Origin of the sequence: Paenibacillus sp. BIC5C1, from assembly GCF_032399705.1 — a bacterium.
Classification (GTDB): domain Bacteria; phylum Bacillota; class Bacilli; order Paenibacillales; family Paenibacillaceae; genus Paenibacillus; species Paenibacillus taichungensis_A.
In genome coordinates, this window is the sequence record NZ_CP135922.1 from 3,013,885 (window position 1) to 3,031,014 (window position 17,130).

11 protein-coding genes are annotated in these 17,130 nt (G+C 45.4%); 8 read left to right on the forward strand and 3 right to left on the reverse strand.

Translation table 11 applies throughout. The features are described from left to right. The first annotated feature begins 400 nt into the window (after positions 1-400). The 3 genes from RS891_RS13725 (at position 401) to RS891_RS13735 (ending at position 4,781) form a co-directional block, all read left to right on the forward strand. On the forward strand, positions 401-1,132 hold the full coding sequence (locus RS891_RS13725; RefSeq protein WP_315795573.1) for a Stf0 family sulfotransferase: 732 nt from the start codon (positions 401-403) through the stop codon (positions 1,130-1,132). Between the two features lie 137 nt (positions 1,133-1,269). Further along, positions 1,270-3,015 (forward strand): ABC transporter ATP-binding protein, encoded by a 1,746-nt coding sequence (locus RS891_RS13730; protein ID WP_315795574.1) that lies wholly within the window; start codon positions 1,270-1,272, stop codon positions 3,013-3,015. After that, entirely contained in the window at positions 3,012-4,781 is a 1,770-nt protein-coding gene (locus tag RS891_RS13735) for an ABC transporter ATP-binding protein (RefSeq protein WP_315795575.1), read from the forward strand. The genes RS891_RS13730 and RS891_RS13735 overlap by 4 nt, the downstream gene beginning before the upstream one ends. A 106-nt stretch (positions 4,782-4,887) precedes the next feature. On the opposite strand, the gene cyoE is transcribed toward RS891_RS13735, so the two are convergent. Next, the gene (gene cyoE / locus RS891_RS13740; RefSeq protein WP_373561693.1) at positions 4,888-5,811 is read right to left on the reverse strand and encodes a heme o synthase; all 924 of its coding nucleotides are present in this window, start codon (positions 5,809-5,811) and stop codon (positions 4,888-4,890) included. Positions 5,812-6,207: 396 nt separating this feature from the next. Here cyoE and RS891_RS13745 point away from each other — a divergent pair, with 396 nt between their 5' ends. Both RS891_RS13745 and RS891_RS13750 read left to right on the forward strand, forming a co-directional pair. Then, a complete protein-coding gene (locus RS891_RS13745; RefSeq protein WP_315795576.1) occupies positions 6,208-7,137 on the forward strand; it encodes an NAD(P)/FAD-dependent oxidoreductase in 930 nt (309 codons plus the stop codon). Positions 7,138-7,399: 262 nt separating this feature from the next. Beyond that, a complete protein-coding gene (locus RS891_RS13750) occupies positions 7,400-10,651 on the forward strand; it encodes a bifunctional cytochrome P450/NADPH--P450 reductase (protein ID WP_315795577.1) in 3,252 nt (1,083 codons plus the stop codon). A 209-nt stretch (positions 10,652-10,860) separates the two neighbouring features. On the opposite strand, the gene RS891_RS13755 is transcribed toward RS891_RS13750, so the two are convergent. Beyond that, positions 10,861-12,213 carry an IS4 family transposase gene (locus RS891_RS13755; protein ID WP_315793080.1) on the reverse strand — a complete coding sequence of 451 codons (1,353 nt, stop codon included), beginning with the start codon at positions 12,211-12,213 and terminating at the stop codon, positions 10,861-10,863. A 177-nt stretch (positions 12,214-12,390) separates the two neighbouring features. Here RS891_RS13755 and RS891_RS13760 point away from each other — a divergent pair, with 177 nt between their 5' ends. Continuing rightward, positions 12,391-13,608: an MFS transporter gene (locus RS891_RS13760; RefSeq protein ID WP_315795578.1), complete on the forward strand. Its 1,218-nt coding sequence runs from the start codon at positions 12,391-12,393 to the stop codon at positions 13,606-13,608. A gap of 87 nt (positions 13,609-13,695) precedes the next feature. On the opposite strand, the gene RS891_RS13765 is transcribed toward RS891_RS13760, so the two are convergent. Beyond that, a complete protein-coding gene (locus tag RS891_RS13765) occupies positions 13,696-15,198 on the reverse strand; it encodes a carboxypeptidase M32 (RefSeq protein WP_315795579.1) in 1,503 nt (500 codons plus the stop codon). Positions 15,199-15,454: 256 nt separating this feature from the next. Between RS891_RS13765 and RS891_RS13770 the strand changes: the two genes are divergently transcribed. Together RS891_RS13770 and RS891_RS13775 are read left to right on the forward strand one after the other, a co-directional pair. Beyond that, a complete protein-coding gene (locus tag RS891_RS13770) occupies positions 15,455-16,843 on the forward strand; it encodes an ABC transporter substrate-binding protein (RefSeq protein WP_315795580.1) in 1,389 nt (462 codons plus the stop codon). Between the two features lie 11 nt (positions 16,844-16,854). Next, positions 16,855-17,061: a hypothetical protein gene (locus RS891_RS13775; RefSeq protein WP_315795581.1), complete on the forward strand. Its 207-nt coding sequence runs from the start codon at positions 16,855-16,857 to the stop codon at positions 17,059-17,061. Positions 17,062-17,130 lie beyond the last annotated feature (69 nt).

Here is a 17,130-nt window from a genome sequence, read left to right on the forward strand (position 1 = left end):
AGTTAATATTATCTTGACGGATTACAGTGGAGCGAATACAATAAACAACAAATATGTGTGACGGGTGGTTAAGATGAACATGTTCCAGACAGGGCGCATTCTGAATCGATAACTGAATACGCATGAGCAAGTGACTTAACCAATTTTTTTGTGTTGGCGTTTGGACAGTCATGTTTGTGCACCCCTGTCGTGGACGCTCATCATTATTGCGTGCAGAGGAGAAATCCGGAAACGCTTCTTATTTCATATGGTTCTCTTATTGTTACAAGCTGTAGATGAACATTAGTTCATCTATGGCTTTTTTGCATGCATTCCACCCAATTTGTTGCACATGGAAGGGAGATTTTGTAGTGCTTTTTGGTGGGGAATCACCCCTAAGGGGAGAAAGAGAGGCAGCAATATGAAACGACCTACTCAAAGTTATACCATATGGTTTTCTCAACGAACCGGCAGTACTCTGCTGGGTGAAGCCTTAAGTTCTACGGGTGTCGCAGGATATCCGAGTGAGTGGCTGCATTATCAGCATAAGAGTCCAGACACATTAAAGCGTGAAGATCTGGAGCAGATCTGGGATCAGGGTACAACATCGAACGGAGTATTCGGAATCAAAATTAATTTTGAACAACGATGGATAGACGCATTCCGCAGTCTCTATAGTCTACCAACAGCGTTATCGCGTGCTGAGGTATGGAGTACGGGCTTTCCAAATTGCACAAAGCATATTTACATGACGCGTCGCAACAAAGTCAGATTGGCTGTGTCATGGTGGAGAGCCATTGTCTCGGGTGAATGGCACCGCAAGCACGGAGACAGCCCCCAGTTACAAGATATTGCAGATCAATATAACTTTGATGCGATTAAACACCTGCTTGTGGAGAGTAATATGTGCGAAGCTGCCATTGAAGATTTTCTGTCCGAGTCAGGTATTGTGCCGTTGACAATTGTTTATGAGGATTTTATACAAGATTACGAAGGGACCGTCATGAAAGTGCTAGCGTTTTTGGATGTTCAAACTGACGGTGTAATCGTATCGCCCCCGTTCTTTGACCAGATTGCAGACGAGATTTCTGAACAATGGGTGCAAAGATTTCGGGAAGAATGCCAGAGGGATTGGGAGAATGTTAAATGGTAAACACACTTGGTAAGATTCATCCACGGGTAGGAAATGTTGCATTTATTGTTATTATGTATGATTCATCTTAGTGAGGAAGCAAAATGCTTTGAATCACCAAAATCAAATAGAAATGTTATACGAAGGGGTGAGGGGCTATGCCCAAAACAGAGAAACGCTCCATGTCCTGGCTGCTGCAATATCTAAAACCAGTCAAAGGCCGATTGGCCATACTTATGGTGATGTTGCTAACTTCAACAGGACTGCAGCTCCTAAATCCACAGATTATCAAACGATTCATCGATACAGCGGCAAGTGGGGGAATCCTTTCTAACCTGATCCAGCTTGCGGGATTGTTTCTGATTGTTGCCATCGTCAATCAATTGATTACTGTAGCTGTCAGTTATCTGGGGAATGACGTGGCCTGGCGAGCAACGAACCGATTACGGGGAGATCTCCTGAAGCATTGTCTGCGTCTCGATATGCGGTTTCATAATGTAAAGACGCCGGGAGAGATGATCGAACGGGTGGATGGTGATGTGACGAGTATCTCCAACTTCTTCGCGATGTTCATTGTGCAGGTGGTGGGGAGCTTTGTCTTGCTTGCCGGAATTCTTGGATTTATGTTCACTGTCAACGTACCGATTGCGATCGTCATGACGGTGTTTACATTATTATCGATTCTGTTTATGGTGTTCATTCGGAATCTGGGAGTAAACTCTTCCAAAAATGAGCGGGAAGCGAGTGCATCTTTGTTCGGATTAATTGAAGAGCGTATTGCGGGAATTGAAGATGTTCAAGCGAACGGGCATGTCCCGTATGTAATGAATCGTTTTTATCGCACGATGCGTGTTGTATTTCAAAAAGGAAGGAAAGCCTGGCTGCTTCGGGTGATTCCATGGAATACAACAGTCATTCTGTTCGCACTTGCAGTCACGGCGGTACTTCTGCTCGGTGTTCATTACTACATGCAAGGCATCATCAGCATCGGAACTCTGTTTCTGATATATCAATACACTCAGATGCTTAATGATCCGATTGAGATGTTGGGTGATCAGGTTCAAGAGTTTCAGAAGGCGAAATCAGGTATGCTTCGTTCGAGAGAACTGTTGTCTTTACGCAGCGAGATCGAAAACGGAAGAGAAGATGAGCTGCCAGAAGGGCCGCTTGGTCTGGAATTCAGACAGGTGAACTTCAGTTATAACGAGGATAAACCTGTATTGCAGAATATTAACTTTGCCATTAAACCTGGCGAGCGGCTTGGCATCATCGGTCGTACGGGTAGTGGAAAATCAAGTCTCAGTCGGGTACTTCTGCGCCTGTACAATCTGGATAGCGGAACAATCCGTGTGGGTGGCAAAGATATTACAGAGCTTACCTTGCCTGCACTTTACCGCAGGGTTGGTATGGTTACGCAAGATGTACAGCTGTTCGATGGTACGTTGCGAGACAATTTAACGCTGTTCAACCAGGACGTCTCGGATCAGATCATTAAGGAGACAACGGATCGACTTGGATTAAGTCACTGGATTGAATCACAGCCCGCAGGGTTGGACACACATCTAAAAGCAGGCGGTTCTTCATTATCCGCTGGGGAAGCTCAATTGTTTGCCCTGACGCGAGTATTTCTGACTGAACCTAGCCTGGTTATTCTCGATGAGCCTTCCTCACGGCTGGATGCCGCTACAGAGAGTATGCTTCAGTCTGCCATCGATCAGTTGATGAAGCAATGTACCGGAATTATTATTGCACATCGCCTGGCTACTTTGGAGAAGGTCGATCAGATCATGGTTCTGGGTGATGGCAAGGTACTGGAATTCGGAGCCAGAGAAGTACTCGCCAGCGATCCAGCCTCACATTATGCCAGATTGCTGATTACAGGGCGAGAGGAGGAATTGGCGTGAATGTAACCGGATTTATTGGCCGTTTGTTTCGATTCAGGCCTTTTCTATTTTTGATCAACGGATTGTCATGGTGCATATTCCATTCTTTGCCGCTGGCAATAGGGATCGGGATGCAGTGGTTTTTTGACCGGGCAACGGCGGGTTCCAGTGATTATATGTGGCTGGCAGCTCCGCTGATCTTCATTGCTTTGGTCAGAGCGGTAAGAGTAGGAACGTTTTTTGCCGCATTCTATGCATGGATCACGTATATCTACCATATTCAGGCCATTCTGCGTACCAATATGCTCGCTGGGATTATGCGCTGGCCAGGACGTAATCTGCCGGCCTCACCGGGGGAGGCGATGAGCCGCTTTCGAGATGATGTGGATGAAGTGGTTGAGTATATAGAATCCTGGGTGGATTTCTGGGGACGGCTCGTGTTCGCCATCGTATCCATCGTCATCATGGCGAACATTAACTGGAAAATCACTCTCGTTGCGGTATTGCCGCTGGTAATCGTAACGTTACTGAATAACTTGTCTGGTAATCGGGCTCGTCGATATGCACAGGTTAATCGTGAGTCGACAGGACGAATCACCAGTTTCATTGCTGAAACATTTGGAGCGGTGCAGGCACTGAAACTTGGGCAGGCAGAAGAGCATGTCTCTGCTCGTTTTAACAAACTGAATGAAGAACGTCGTCAAGCTGCACTCCGGGATAATCTGTTCAAACAGTGGATGAGATCACTTAATCAGCATGTGCTCAGTATCTGTACAGGTCTCATTCTCCTGATGTGTGCAGCCGAGATGAAATCCGGCAATTTCACCGTAGGTAATTTTGCTTTGTTCACCAGTTATCTTGCCAATATTGGTTTTAGTATTTCATTGTTTGGCTATATGGTATTTCAACATAAACGGCTCAAAGTATCTTTTGACCGGATGCGAACCTTGTTTCGTCCTGGGGAAGAAGACCGGATCATGGATTTCAGAGAGACGTATCTAAATGAAGATCCGCCGGAGCTTCTTAATGAAGAGAGAGATCCCAAAGAGAAGCTAAGAGAGCTGGAGATCAGCAATCTGGCGTACCAATATCCTCAATCTGCAAATGGAATACAGGATATCAGCTTCCGTGTGAAGCGGGGACAGTTTCTGGTCATTACTGGACGGATCGGTTCTGGCAAGTCGACTCTGGTCCGCACACTTCTGGGACTGCTGCCCAAACAGGAGGGCACGATTCGTTGGAATGGTAAAGATGTAGACCCCGCTACCTTCCTGATGCCGCCCAGAGCAGCATATACGCCGCAAGTACCCCGACTGTTCAGTGATACGCTGAAAGAGAATATTGTTCAGGGTAAACAGGGCCGTACGGAAGTCACGCTTGCAAAAGCCATTCGTTTGGCTGTTATGGATAAGGATATTCAAAACCTGGATCAAGGTCTCGAAACGTCCGTAGGTCCAAGAGGTGTGATGTTGTCTGGTGGTCAGATTCAACGTGCGGCTACCGGACGTATGCTGATGACGGAAGCAGATCTGTTCATCTTCGATGATCTGTCCAGTGCGTTGGATGTGGAAACCGAGCAACAGGTCTGGGAAGGCCTGTTCCAAGAACCAGATGTCACATGTATTGCGGTGTCTCACCGCAGAGCAGCACTTGCGAAGGCAGATCATATCATCGTCATGAAGGATGGACGAATTGAGGCCGAAGGCAGCTTATCAGATTTGCTTGCTACTAATGAAGAGATGCAGCTGCTTTGGCAAGGTGAGCAAACACCGGTTAAAGTGGGATAGAATAAGGTATACGATATATAACAAATAATAAAAGCCGTACAGACAACTCTTCTTTTGAAAGAGTTAAGATCTGTACGGCTTTTATTATTGCTCATTTGGTCAATCTTTATTTGATCAGCGGCGCAATTAATGAATACGCAATAATGACCAGGAAGATGATCGTAATGTGGTTTATGGAGAAAATAAACATTTTATGTGACCATTTCTTCGTTTCTTTCTTATCGAAGGTTGCCACACTAAGGATAAGCCATGCCAAACTTACCAGAAACGCAACAATGGCAATGAACGGACTCATCGGCCAGAACAAGAAGCTGGAGAATAACAACAATACCAGATAAACATTTGTCTGGATGTATGTTCGTCTGATTCCTTTTACAACAGGAAGCATGGGAACGCCAGCCGCTTTGTACTCATCAAATCTCCGGATGGCAATGCCATAGAAGTGAGGCATCTGCCACAACAGCATGGTAACAACCAAAGCCCAAATTTCATAATGACCCAGTTCTGGGGAAATAGCTGCCCAACCAATGAGTGGAGGAACAGCGCCTGAAAGACTCCCTACTTCCGTATTGTATACCGTTGTCCGCTTGGTCCACATCGTATAAGGGAACACGTACAACAACAGTCCCAATATGCCGAATACGGCAGCCGAAGGGGAAGCGATATACAACATGATGCCCCCGATAATCGTAATGGCAATACCGAGGATCAAACCTGTTTTGGTATCAACACGACCCGTTACCGTTGGACGTGTTTTGGTGCGCTCCATGATCGCATCGATATCCCGATCATACAAATTGTTAAACACCCCCGCCGCTCCGATAATCAGGGAAGACCCGATGACAGAGAGGATAATGGGTACAATATTAGCTAAGATAGATGCATCAAATACATACAAAGCCAAACTTAAACCGGCAAACATGGCGATCAGATTGGATTTGATAATTCCGATCTTGATCGTATCAAAAAATACTTTCGGAATCGAGCTAGTATACTCCAGGCTGATTTCGGGCCGTGCCCCTTTATTCAATGTTTTCAAGAACTCACTTCCTATATCTATACTTATATATCTCGTGTTTTTATTATAGCATTCAATACACTATGTGAATAAATTAACGATTTAGTATTTAAAATAATGTCATTTGATTGTGAACAATTTAAAAACAAGGTTTTTTTTAATTGTTAAAAATGATTTTCTGTGATACAGGTCATTGAAGTTGAGCAGCAGCAATAACGAGAAAAGAAAATTTTTCTTGCATAATGAATTTTATTTGTTTATTGTAGATATAAGAGGTCTTTAATGGTATGATTGATTTCTTCTTGCATTGTTTCTATTAGAGAACAGCTGTAAGCGGCAAGATGTAATCAGGATAGACCTTTTTTTGTATCAATAAAGGATATTAAATATCTGGAAAGGGTGTTAAATATGGATCAAAAGATGGATGTATTAATTATAGGCGGAGGACCAGCGGGTCTTAATGCCGCACTTGTACTAGGACGAGCTCGCAAACATGTAGTGGTCATAGATGATGAACGCCCACGTAATTGGGTCACGCGTGAAACACACGGTTTCCTGACAAGAGATGGTGCAAGTCCACGTGAATTTCGGGAGGTTGCGAAAGAACAGATTAGCGCTTACCCGTCAGTTCATTTTGAAGGGGACACAGCGACTTCAGTGACAGGAACAGATGGTGATTTCCAAGTTACAACTGCCCAAGGAGTCGTCTATCGCACGAAGAAAATTTTGTTTGCAGTGGGGAAAAAAGATCTTCCACTGGATATTAGCGGGTTGAAAGAGGTATATGGCAAGAGTGCTTTTGTATGCCCTTATTGCGATGGATGGGAATTAAGAGATCAACGGCTTGTCATCATTGTGAATGGAGCCAAGGCATTTCATATGGCCAAGACCATTTCCGGCTGGACAAGTCAATTTACCATTTGCACAAATGGACCGGATGAATTGACGGATGAGCAGCGGGATGAATTGAAGCAGCATGGTGTCCCGATATGGGACTCTCCAATTCAATCTATTGAATCAAGCGATGGTATGGTGCAGCAGGTTGTGTTAGAAGATGGTACCAAAATTTCGTGCACGGGGATTTTCTTTGGACCGAAACTTACGGCTGGATCAGAACTTCCGCAGACGATAGGCTGTGAGGTTACGGATGCGGGTACAGTCGTTGTAGATGATTTCGGCAAAACAACCGTGCCGGGTCTGTTCAGCGCTGGAGATGCAGCATCGGAGTTGTACCAAGCCATTACTGCGGCGTCCCTTGGTGCATTAACCGCTGTAACAATTAACAGTGAACTTAATCAGGAAGCCTGGGATGAGCGCGGTAAACATTTAAACCCGTAGAGTAGCGTTGTACAATTTCTTGTTCAGTACTTTGCACAAACAAAAAGTCAACAAAATAGATCTGATCAAAAAGGGGATTGCAAACGCAATTCCCTTTTTGTGTTTAATCGATCATTTAGTAGATCTTCTCCATCGATAAGTGGATTAATTCCAACCGTTTTTGACATAAAATCAATATTTGATTTTCATTCGTTTACGGTTTATTATTGTATCAAATGATAGATAATACTATCATTTTAAACTCTGGGAGAGGGTGTTTAAAATGAGTATTGCAACTAATGTTCCACAGCCCAAGATGTATGGACCACTCGGGAATCTGCCCTTGATTGATAAAGAAAAACCAACATTGTCCCTTGGGAAATTAGCAGAGGAGTATGGACCGATATATCGATTGACCGTTCCTGGTTATTCTGGATTGATTGTATCTGGTCCAGATCTGGTGGCTGAATTATGTGACGTGTCTCGTTTTGATAAATTTGTATACAATGAACTCGAAAATGTACGCGCCTTTGGAGGTGATGGTTTATTTACAAGCAGAACATCCGAACCGAACTGGAAAAAGGCCCATAATATTTTGCTTCCGACCTTTAGTAAACAGGCGATGAAGGGTTATCATCCGATGATGGTCGACATTGCGGAACAATTGATAAACAAATGGGCACGTTTGAATTCCAACGACACCATTGATGTAGCAGATGACATGACACGTCTTACACTGGATACCATTGGACTGTGCGGGTTCAATTATCGATTTAACAGCTTTTACAGACAGGACCACAGTCCTTTTATCGAAAGTATGGTCCGTGCATTAAATGAAGCTATGCAGAAAAGCTCGCGCTTGAAAATCCAAAATCTACTGATGGTGAAAACCAAACGACAGTTCGAGGAAGACATCCAAACGATGTTCTCATTGGTTGATCAGATTATTGAAGAACGTAAAGCAAGTGCTGCTCCTGAAGAGGTTGACTTGCTTGCTCGTATGCTGAATGGCAAAGATCCGGAAACCGGAGAAACGCTGGACGATGAGAACATTCGGTATCAGATTATCACGTTCCTCATTGCCGGACATGAAACGACGAGTGGTTTGTTATCTTTTGCCCTTTATTTTTTGTTAAACAATCCCGAAGCACTCCAAAAGGCCTATGATGAGGTGGACCGGGTGTTGGTAAGTGACTCTCCACAGTACGAGGAAATCCTTCAACTCCCTTATATTCGCATGATTCTCAGTGAATCGCTGCGTCTATGGCCGACCGCTCCCGGATTTGACGTCTATGCCAAAGAAGACACCGTCATAGGTGGCAAATTTCCACTGAAAAAAGGGGAGAGCTGCAGTATTCTTCTACCTCAGCTTCACCGTGACAAAGGCGCCTGGGGAGAGGATGCAGAGCTATTTCGCCCGGAACGTTTTGAAGATACGACTCAAGTACCTCATCATGCGTATAAACCGTTTGGCAATGGGGAGAGAGCATGTATCGGCATGCAGTTTGCTCTATATGAAGCTACGCTTGTGCTGGGTATGGTACTTAAACATTTTGAATTGGTAGACTATAGTAACTATCAGTTGGACGTGAAACAAACGTTAACGTTAAAACCAGGCGATTTTCGAATACAGGTGAGAACACGTACTGTATCACCGAAACTGAGTGCGTCTGTTACACCCTTAAATGAAAAGCATAATCAGGAACTTCATACAAGTGTAGCTGGTCACAGCCCTATTACGGTATCGATGACGACTTCGACTCCGGCGAATACCAATCCAACATTACTGGTACTGTACGGCTCCAATCTGGGGACGGCAGAAGGCATTGCCAGAGCGATTGCAGAAAAAGCCCGTACCTATGGAATTCCAAGCGAAGCAGCAACATTGAATGAATGGATGGGCCGTTTGCCTAAAGAGGGGATCGTTCTCATCGTGACATCTTCGTACAATGGTAAACCTCCGCAAAATGCAGCGGCATTTATCGAATGGCTAAAGGAAGCGGAGTCAGAGAAGGTGCATGGTGTGACCTATACAGTTCTGGGCTGCGGGGATCGGAGTTGGTCCGGTACCTACCAGAGCATTCCTCGATTGGTCGATGAGAAGCTAGCGAGCTTGGGGGGCAACAGGCTGATATCTCGGGGAGAAGTCGATGCTGGCGGGGATATGGAGAAACAAGTGGAAGAGTGGCAGCGGGTGTTGTGGACTCAGATATTCAACACGTTGGGGATTAGCAAGGAATCGATGGAGCACTCCTCACGAAATACACTTCAAATGGAATTTGTTCACGAGAAAGCCGATCTTCCACTTGCACAAGCCTACCATGCCAGCTGTGCGACTATAGTGGTAAATGAAGAACTTCAGGCAATGGATAGTGAACGGAGTACACGTCACATTGAGATGCTGCTGCCTGAAGGCATGACCTATAAAGAAGGCGATCATCTTGGCGTACTGCCGCTAAATGCCAATGAAATCGCAAATCGCATTCTTCATCGTTTCCGATTAAAAGGAGACGTTCAGATCCAATTAACTTCGAACGAAACACTGTTGACACATCTTCCGCTGAACCGTCCAGTCAAAGTGAATGAATTGCTCCGTTCCTGTGTTGAGCTGCAAGCACCTGTTACTAGAGCTCAGTTGCAGGAGCTGGCGAACCATACGGTGTGCCCGCCTCATAAGCGCGAACTGGAGCTGATGATGGAAGAGAGCAACTATAGAGAACATATACTTCAAAATAGAACTACCATGCTGGAACTACTTGAAAAGTATGAGGCCTGTGAGCTGCCGTTCGAAAGGTTCCTTGAACTGCTGCCTCCACTCAAGCCCAGGTATTACTCCATCTCCAGCTCTCCACACTTCAATGACAAGCGGGCGAGTATCACAGTGTCTGTGGTGAGAGAGCCTGCATGGAGCGGCAACGGTGAATTCCGTGGTGTGGCTTCATCTTATTTGGCCGACTGCCAGACGGGAGAGAGTGTTCTGATGTTTGTACGTACGCCAGAATCCGGATTTGAGCTGTCAGAAGGGCCGGATGTTCCAATTATTATGGTCGGTCCAGGGACGGGGGTTGCACCGTTCAGAGGTTTTCTTCAGGCTAGATCTGCCCTGAAAGAGAGAGGATTGCGACTGAGTGAAGCACATTTGTTTTTTGGTTGCAGGAATGATTCGGATTTCATATATCGTCAAGAACTTGAACAATACGAACAGGCAGGCATTGTCAAGCTGCATTTGGCTTTTTCACGTGTTGAGGGTAAACCCAAAACGTATGTGCAGCATCTGATGTTGCAGGAAGCGGAACAGTTGCTTCATTTACTTGATGCCAAAGGAAGAATTTACGTATGCGGGGATGGAAGCCATATGGCTCCCGCTGTGGAAGAGACTTTGCTGCAAGCATATCAGAAGGCGAAGGGGGCAATTCGCCAGGAAGCGAAAGATTGGCTCAATCAGCTTCAGTCGGAAGGCCGTTACGTTCAGGACGTGTGGGCAGGTAAAAGAACTGCTGAATTGTCTAAGGCCCTGTATGCGGAGACACTTTAAGAAGGAGGCGGCGATAAGCCGCCTTTTTCTTATGTCGAAAAACAGCCCGTGAACTGGAGTTTTAATCCAGATCACGGGCTGTTTTAATTTGGCTGATACGATCTATTGACAAAGATGAATTTTTAAAGCAATATAATAAATGAACTTTATAAAGTATATAAATAAAGTAGTTAACCAGTATTATTATGTTTCATTTACTTTTAATTTACTCAACTTTCGCAGCTTAAATCTCCAAACAAACCCTTGATATAGCTGGGTAAACCGGAGATCCATTCTTGTAGTTGACAAAAAACGTCCATTTTGTTCGTTTTCGTTTTCGCTTGAGACATGTCGAGAAATAAACGCATCAGCTGCTGAAGCGCGGTTTGAAAGTCCAGATCCCGAACCTCATCGGCAAAGAGGAAAAAGAGTCCTCCCAGGGTTCGGTCATCATTGGTTTCGCGTCGTTCGTATTCCATCGCTAAATAACGGCTGAATACAACCGTCGTGTGGCTAATCAGTTGGTCGAAGGAACGGCCCTGAAATTCGGTTCCTAGTTTTAAATAGCTTTTGGTCACTTTAAAAAAGGTCTCAATACTCCAACGCATGCCGTAAATTCGTACAATTTCTGCCGCATCCAGCGTGACGTCTGTACTTAAAATGGTAAGCCATTCCCGTCTTTTATTCCGATTGCGCACAAAAACAAGCTTCACGGGCAGACCGCACGACGTATGTACGACCACGGAGCCTTTGATGTCTTTTGAACTCGATTTAGGCAGGCTTTGAAACACAGCACCTAGCGTCATACGCTGTCCCTGTACGAGATACCGTTGCTTCATTTCTTTAATCATTCCAATCACCGGCAGACCTCTGGCTGTGAGCTCGCGAAGTAATGGAACCTGCGTAAACCAGCTGTCCATCAAAACATAATCCGCCGTGAAGCTGGCTTTTAACGCCCGATCTAACAAGCCCACAACGGCATCGGGCTTCCGAGAAAAAGACTCTATTCGGCGTTTGTATCCATGGCTGCGTTTCGAGAGATGGGAGGCCATTTCGCAAAAACGATTGGCCAGTTTGGCGGAAGACAGCATGACAAAATCGAGCGGTGCAAAGCTAAAACCGTCCGACCAGCCGAGTGTGAGCATCGTGTAGCCTTTGATGTACCTGCCTGCAGAATGGTCAAACACACGTGCCAGCAGTTCTGCTTTTTTACTCCGGTTTCGGCTGAGCACCGAATCATCCACAATAAATACACGTACGCGTTTGGAGGAAATGAGCGTTTCAAAATAGCGTACGATCTGGAGACTTAATGTCTGCAAAAATCGCCGCCAAGCAAAGGAAGATTGATTCAAGAATCGATAGATGACATCTTTACCTGGCAGATCGGCTCCGCGGTTACTCTCCAACAGGCGAAACCAGTTCTTCCCTTCAAAAACCAAGGAGAACACGATTCGAAAAATAGCTAAACTCGAAAGACCAAACGATTTGGAAATCCCTGCATGCCGCAAAGCTTTCCCGATGTGAAGTGAAGCAAAAAGTTTAGAAAAACGAGACTGGTCAGACAGGGAATGTTGTTGTAACATAGGGTTACACACCTTTCTTGTTCATGGTTGGTCGCACTTCCATGATACTAAACAAGCAAGGTGTTTTTTTTGTCAAGAGAAACAGTAATGTTTAAATTCTCTTACGCCCACAAGGGGTTGACTCAATATTCTAGGTGCGAAAGTTGAGTAATTTATATGCAGGGAAGGGATCTATTTATGGCAACTTGGTTTCTTATCATTATCTACCTTGCGTTTATCAGTTTGGGAATTCCGGACTCCTTGCTTGGTTCAGCATGGCCAGTCATGTGGCCTGAACTTGGCGCTTCGTTTGGGTCAGCAGGAATATTGTCCATGGTCGTTGCAGGGGGAACTATCGTTTCAAGCTTGGCTAGCGGTACGGTGATTCAGAAGTGGGGAACAGGAAAGGTTACGTTAATTAGCTGTTGTCTAACTGCCGGAGCACTCCTTGGATTTTCCTTCGCACCTTCATTGGCATGGCTCGTCATTCTTGCCATTCCGCTCGGTCTAGGGGCCGGCGCCGTTGATGCTGCGCTGAATAATTATGTAGCAGAGCATTACAAGGCACACCATATGAACTGGCTGCATTGTTTCTGGGGTGTTGGCGCGACGTCAGGGCCGATTATTATGTCATATTACATTGCGGAACATCATTCCTGGAGAAGCGGCTATACAGCTGTAGCTGTCGTCCAGTGCTGCCTCGTCCTGATTTTGTTTGCCACGTTGCCGTTGTGGAAGCGTGTTGCTGCAAGTCGGGAGCGTGCGAGTCTGAACAACGAATCAGATCATGTGCAAGCAGACAACACGTTAGTACAGCATGAGGAGAGACCCGAACGGAATGTATTGAAGATTAAGGGAGTCAAAAACTCACTGATTGCATTTCTGTTTTATTGTGGCGTGGAGACGACGGTTGGTTTATGGGGAGCCAGCTATCTGGTAGGAGCAAGAAACATTTCGGCAGAAACGGCTGCGGGATGGATCTCCTTATACTACGGTGGTATTACGATGGGCAGGTTGATAACAGGCTTTATCACGTTAAAAATAAAAAATCGGGTGTTAATTCTGGCGGGTCAAGTGACTGCCATTGTGGGTGGAGTCATTTTATTGCTTCCATTATCCATTTCGTTTGCGCTGGCTGGATTTATGCTAATTGGATTGGGGCTTGCACCTATCTATCCCGGACTTCTTCATGAAACTCCAGCTCGATTCGGCAAAGCGAATTCTGCCCGATTGATGGGATACCAGATGGCACTGGCATACACAGGAACTACATTGCTTCCTCCGCTTTTTGGCGTTCTTGCTGCGCAAACCAATATCGGATTTTTCCCGCTGGTTGTACTTGTTTTCCTTATCTTGATGTTGGCTAGCTCAGAGCAAGTGAATCGTATTTTGAAAAAGAGGATTCTTAATGGATAGAGCTGGTAGGGGTGTAACAAGCCATTAAAAGAATGATACAAAAAAAAGCGAGGATCAATCCTCGCTTTTTTTTATTTTGCACAATCATTACAACTCGTAGAGCTGTTCGTATTTATCCGTCAAGTAATGAATTAATGGAGCGGTATCAATACTTTTTCCGGTGATGGACTTGATTAGCTCGTCCGCCGATCTTGATTTGCCAAATTGATGAATATGAGTTGTTAGCCATCCGGTAATCGTCTCAATGTTATCTGATTCAATTAAATGATCATAATCGGGAAGTTCGCGGCGAATGACTTTGTGTATTTGTGCTGCATAGACAAACCCGAGTGCATAGGAAGGGAATAGTCCAAATCCGGCGCTCCAGTGTCCATCCTGTAAAATGCCCTCCAGATGAGTCGGGGGACGAATGCCCAGGTATTCCTCATATTTATCATTCCATGCTTCAGGCAATCCCTCGTAATCCACTTCTCCTGCAATAATGGCTTGCTCCAGCTCATACCGAATAATGAGATGCAGGTTGTAGGTAAGCTCATCGGCCTCAAAACGGTTAAACGTTGGTTTTACTGCATTTAAAGCAAAATAAAAGTCATCCAAACTCACATGGCCAAACGTTTCAGGTTTGATTTTTTGCAAAATAAAATAGTTGTTTTCCCAGAAGCCCTTGTGTCTGCCAATAAATTTCTCGAAAAAGATCGACTGGGATTCATGAATGCCGTACGAAGTGAAGATCCCAAGGCCGGTATGTATCAGGTTGGGGTCAATATTCTGTGTATAGAGTGAGTGGCCTCCTTCATGTAAAGCACTCCAAAGGGAAACGCGAACGTCATTTTCAACAAATTTGGCTGCGAGCCGTGCATCGTAAGAATTGATGGCAGAACTGAATGGGTGCACGGTTGCGCCGAATTGCCCGGCATCAAAGTCGTAGCGAATGGCTTGTAACAGCTCGATCCCTAGCTGCCGCTGCTGTTCAAGTGGGAAGGGATGAGTGAATATGGATGTATCCGGTTGTTTAGCGGCAGATGTGACACGACGGATTAACGGTATTAGAGCGGATTTGAGTTCACTGAAAATGCGATCCAACGTGACCTTATCCAGATCAGGATCAAACTGCTGCACGAGTGGATCGTATGCATGCTGCTCGTATCCCCAGTATCCGGCAAACTTCAAGCTTGCATCAAAGATCTGTTTCAAATGCGGGGCGAAAATGGAAAAATCATTGGCAGCTCTGGCTTCCAGCCAAGCGGCGTTTGCAAAACCTTGCTGCTGTACAAATGCCTGATATTCCTCTAACGGAATGGCACTCCAGCGTTTATACGTTTTCCAATGCTCTGCAATAATTCGCTTGGATAGCTCATCAAGGTCCTCTTGTTGTGCTGTTTCCTCTAATCGCGAACCGAATTCAGCATCGGTCTGTAACTTGAAAAGTTCTCCAGCCAATGTTGCTTTGGCTCGTGCGGCGTAGGGTGCGCCCTTTCGAGGTGCACCTGTGCGAGCATCCCAGGCAAGCAGGGTTTGTACCTGTTTATAATGCTCAACCTTCTCGATATGTGCCGCAAGTGCAGCATCCAAACGTTGTATCGTTGTCATGTTCGTGTCTCCTTCCAGATAAAGGATGAAATTTAAGTTGTATATTACCATCGGAATAGTTGGAAGTACATAGAATCACGCTTTTTTCGTAGATTACAAAAAATGAATCAACCCATTAGGATTGCTTATTTTACAAAAGACCTCTGTTCCCTTAGCCTGAAAATACCAATTTTCACTAATCCGACATGAACACTTGTATATCATTCAGGACAGTGAAATCGGATTTAACATTATGCATGAGAGCGAGAGGGGTTACATGATGAGAAAACATACCAAGCCTGCTTTAATGATGATTCTGGCATTCCTGCTTCTGGCAGGTTGCGCTTCAAGTGGAGAAGGCCAGCAGAGTACACAGGCCTCTTCATCAACCGGAGAAAGCTCGTCACAGCAGACATCGGCAGAAGGCAAGACAGGCGGGACACTGAACATTGGCTATCCAACACAACCGGTCACACTGGATGCACATGTGTCTTCCAATACAGCGGTCAAGGATATTTCACGCGAGATCTATGAGCAGCTGGTAACGTTAGATAAAGATGCACAGGTCATTCCGCTGCTTGCAGAATCCTATGAGATCAGCGACGACAAGTTATCCTATACGTTCCATCTGCGTCAAGATGTGAAGTTCCATAATGGCAAAGAACTTCAGGCGGAGGATGTTGTCGCTTCCCTTAACCGTTGGATCAAACTGTCGAGTCATGGTAAAGCAAACTTTGTGGGTGCAGAGGCCAAAGAAACAGACCCCTATACCGTGGTACTTCAATTGAAAACACCATTTCTGCTAACACTGCAACTTCTTGCTGATCCGATTCCCGCAGCGGCGATCTACCCAAAAGAAGTGGTTGATGAAGCAGATGATAAAGGGATCAAATCATTCATCGGTACAGGTCCGTTTCAATTGGAGGAGTGGAAGCAGGATCAGTATATTCATTTGAAAAAGTATGACGATTACTCCGCCCGTACCGAGCCGAGTGATGGAGCAGGCGGTAAAAAGGAAGCGCTGGTTGATGACCTGTACTTCCGCTTTGTAACGGACGAGTCGACCCGTCTTGCCGGGATTACTTCCGGGGAATACGACATTGCGCTGAATATCTCTGTGGATAATGAACAGCAGATTGCGGACAATCCTGATTTGCAAACCTTCCTCAGTCCGGGAGGCATGATTGGATATTTCTATAACAGTAATGACGGCTTGTTCAAGAACGTCAAACTTCGTCAGGCTGTCAATGCCATTCAGAACGTGGATGACATCCTGACATCGGCATTCCGTGATCCACAATTTTATGTGAAGACATCCTCTCTGGTCTTGCCGGAATATCCAAATTGGTATTCAGAAGCGGGCAAGGAATCGTACAGCCAGGCGAACGCGGATAAAGCAAAGCAACTGCTTCAGGAAGCAGGCTATAACGGCGAAGAAATCAAAATTTTCACAACAAGAGATTATGTGGATCAATATAACGTAGCCGTTGTTTTGCAGCAGGAGCTGGAGTCGATTGGTATCAGGGTCAAGCTGGATGTCTATGATTGGCCTACTTTGCAGGAAAAACTCGGGACAGGTACAGGGTGGGATATTTACCCCATGAGTTATGCGTTCCGGCCTACGTTCTACCAGTATGCGTTCGGGGAGGCGGAGCAGGGCTGCTGAAGAGTGAGAAAATGAGCGAGCTGCTTCAAGGAATCCGGACGTCAGATTCAGTAGAGGCCGCAAGGCCGCTCATTGATGAATTGCAGCAATTTGTATGGACCGAAGTTCCATTCGCTCAGATTGGGCACACCAAACAGGTTACAGCGCTATCGAAAAATATCAGTGGTTTCCAGAACATTTTGGGCCCGATCTTCTGGAATACAACCAATAACAAATAGTTAAAAGGAAAGGACAGCGGATGAAAAGGCGTAGCATCGCTTCCACGGGAATACGCCTTTCCGCTTGCC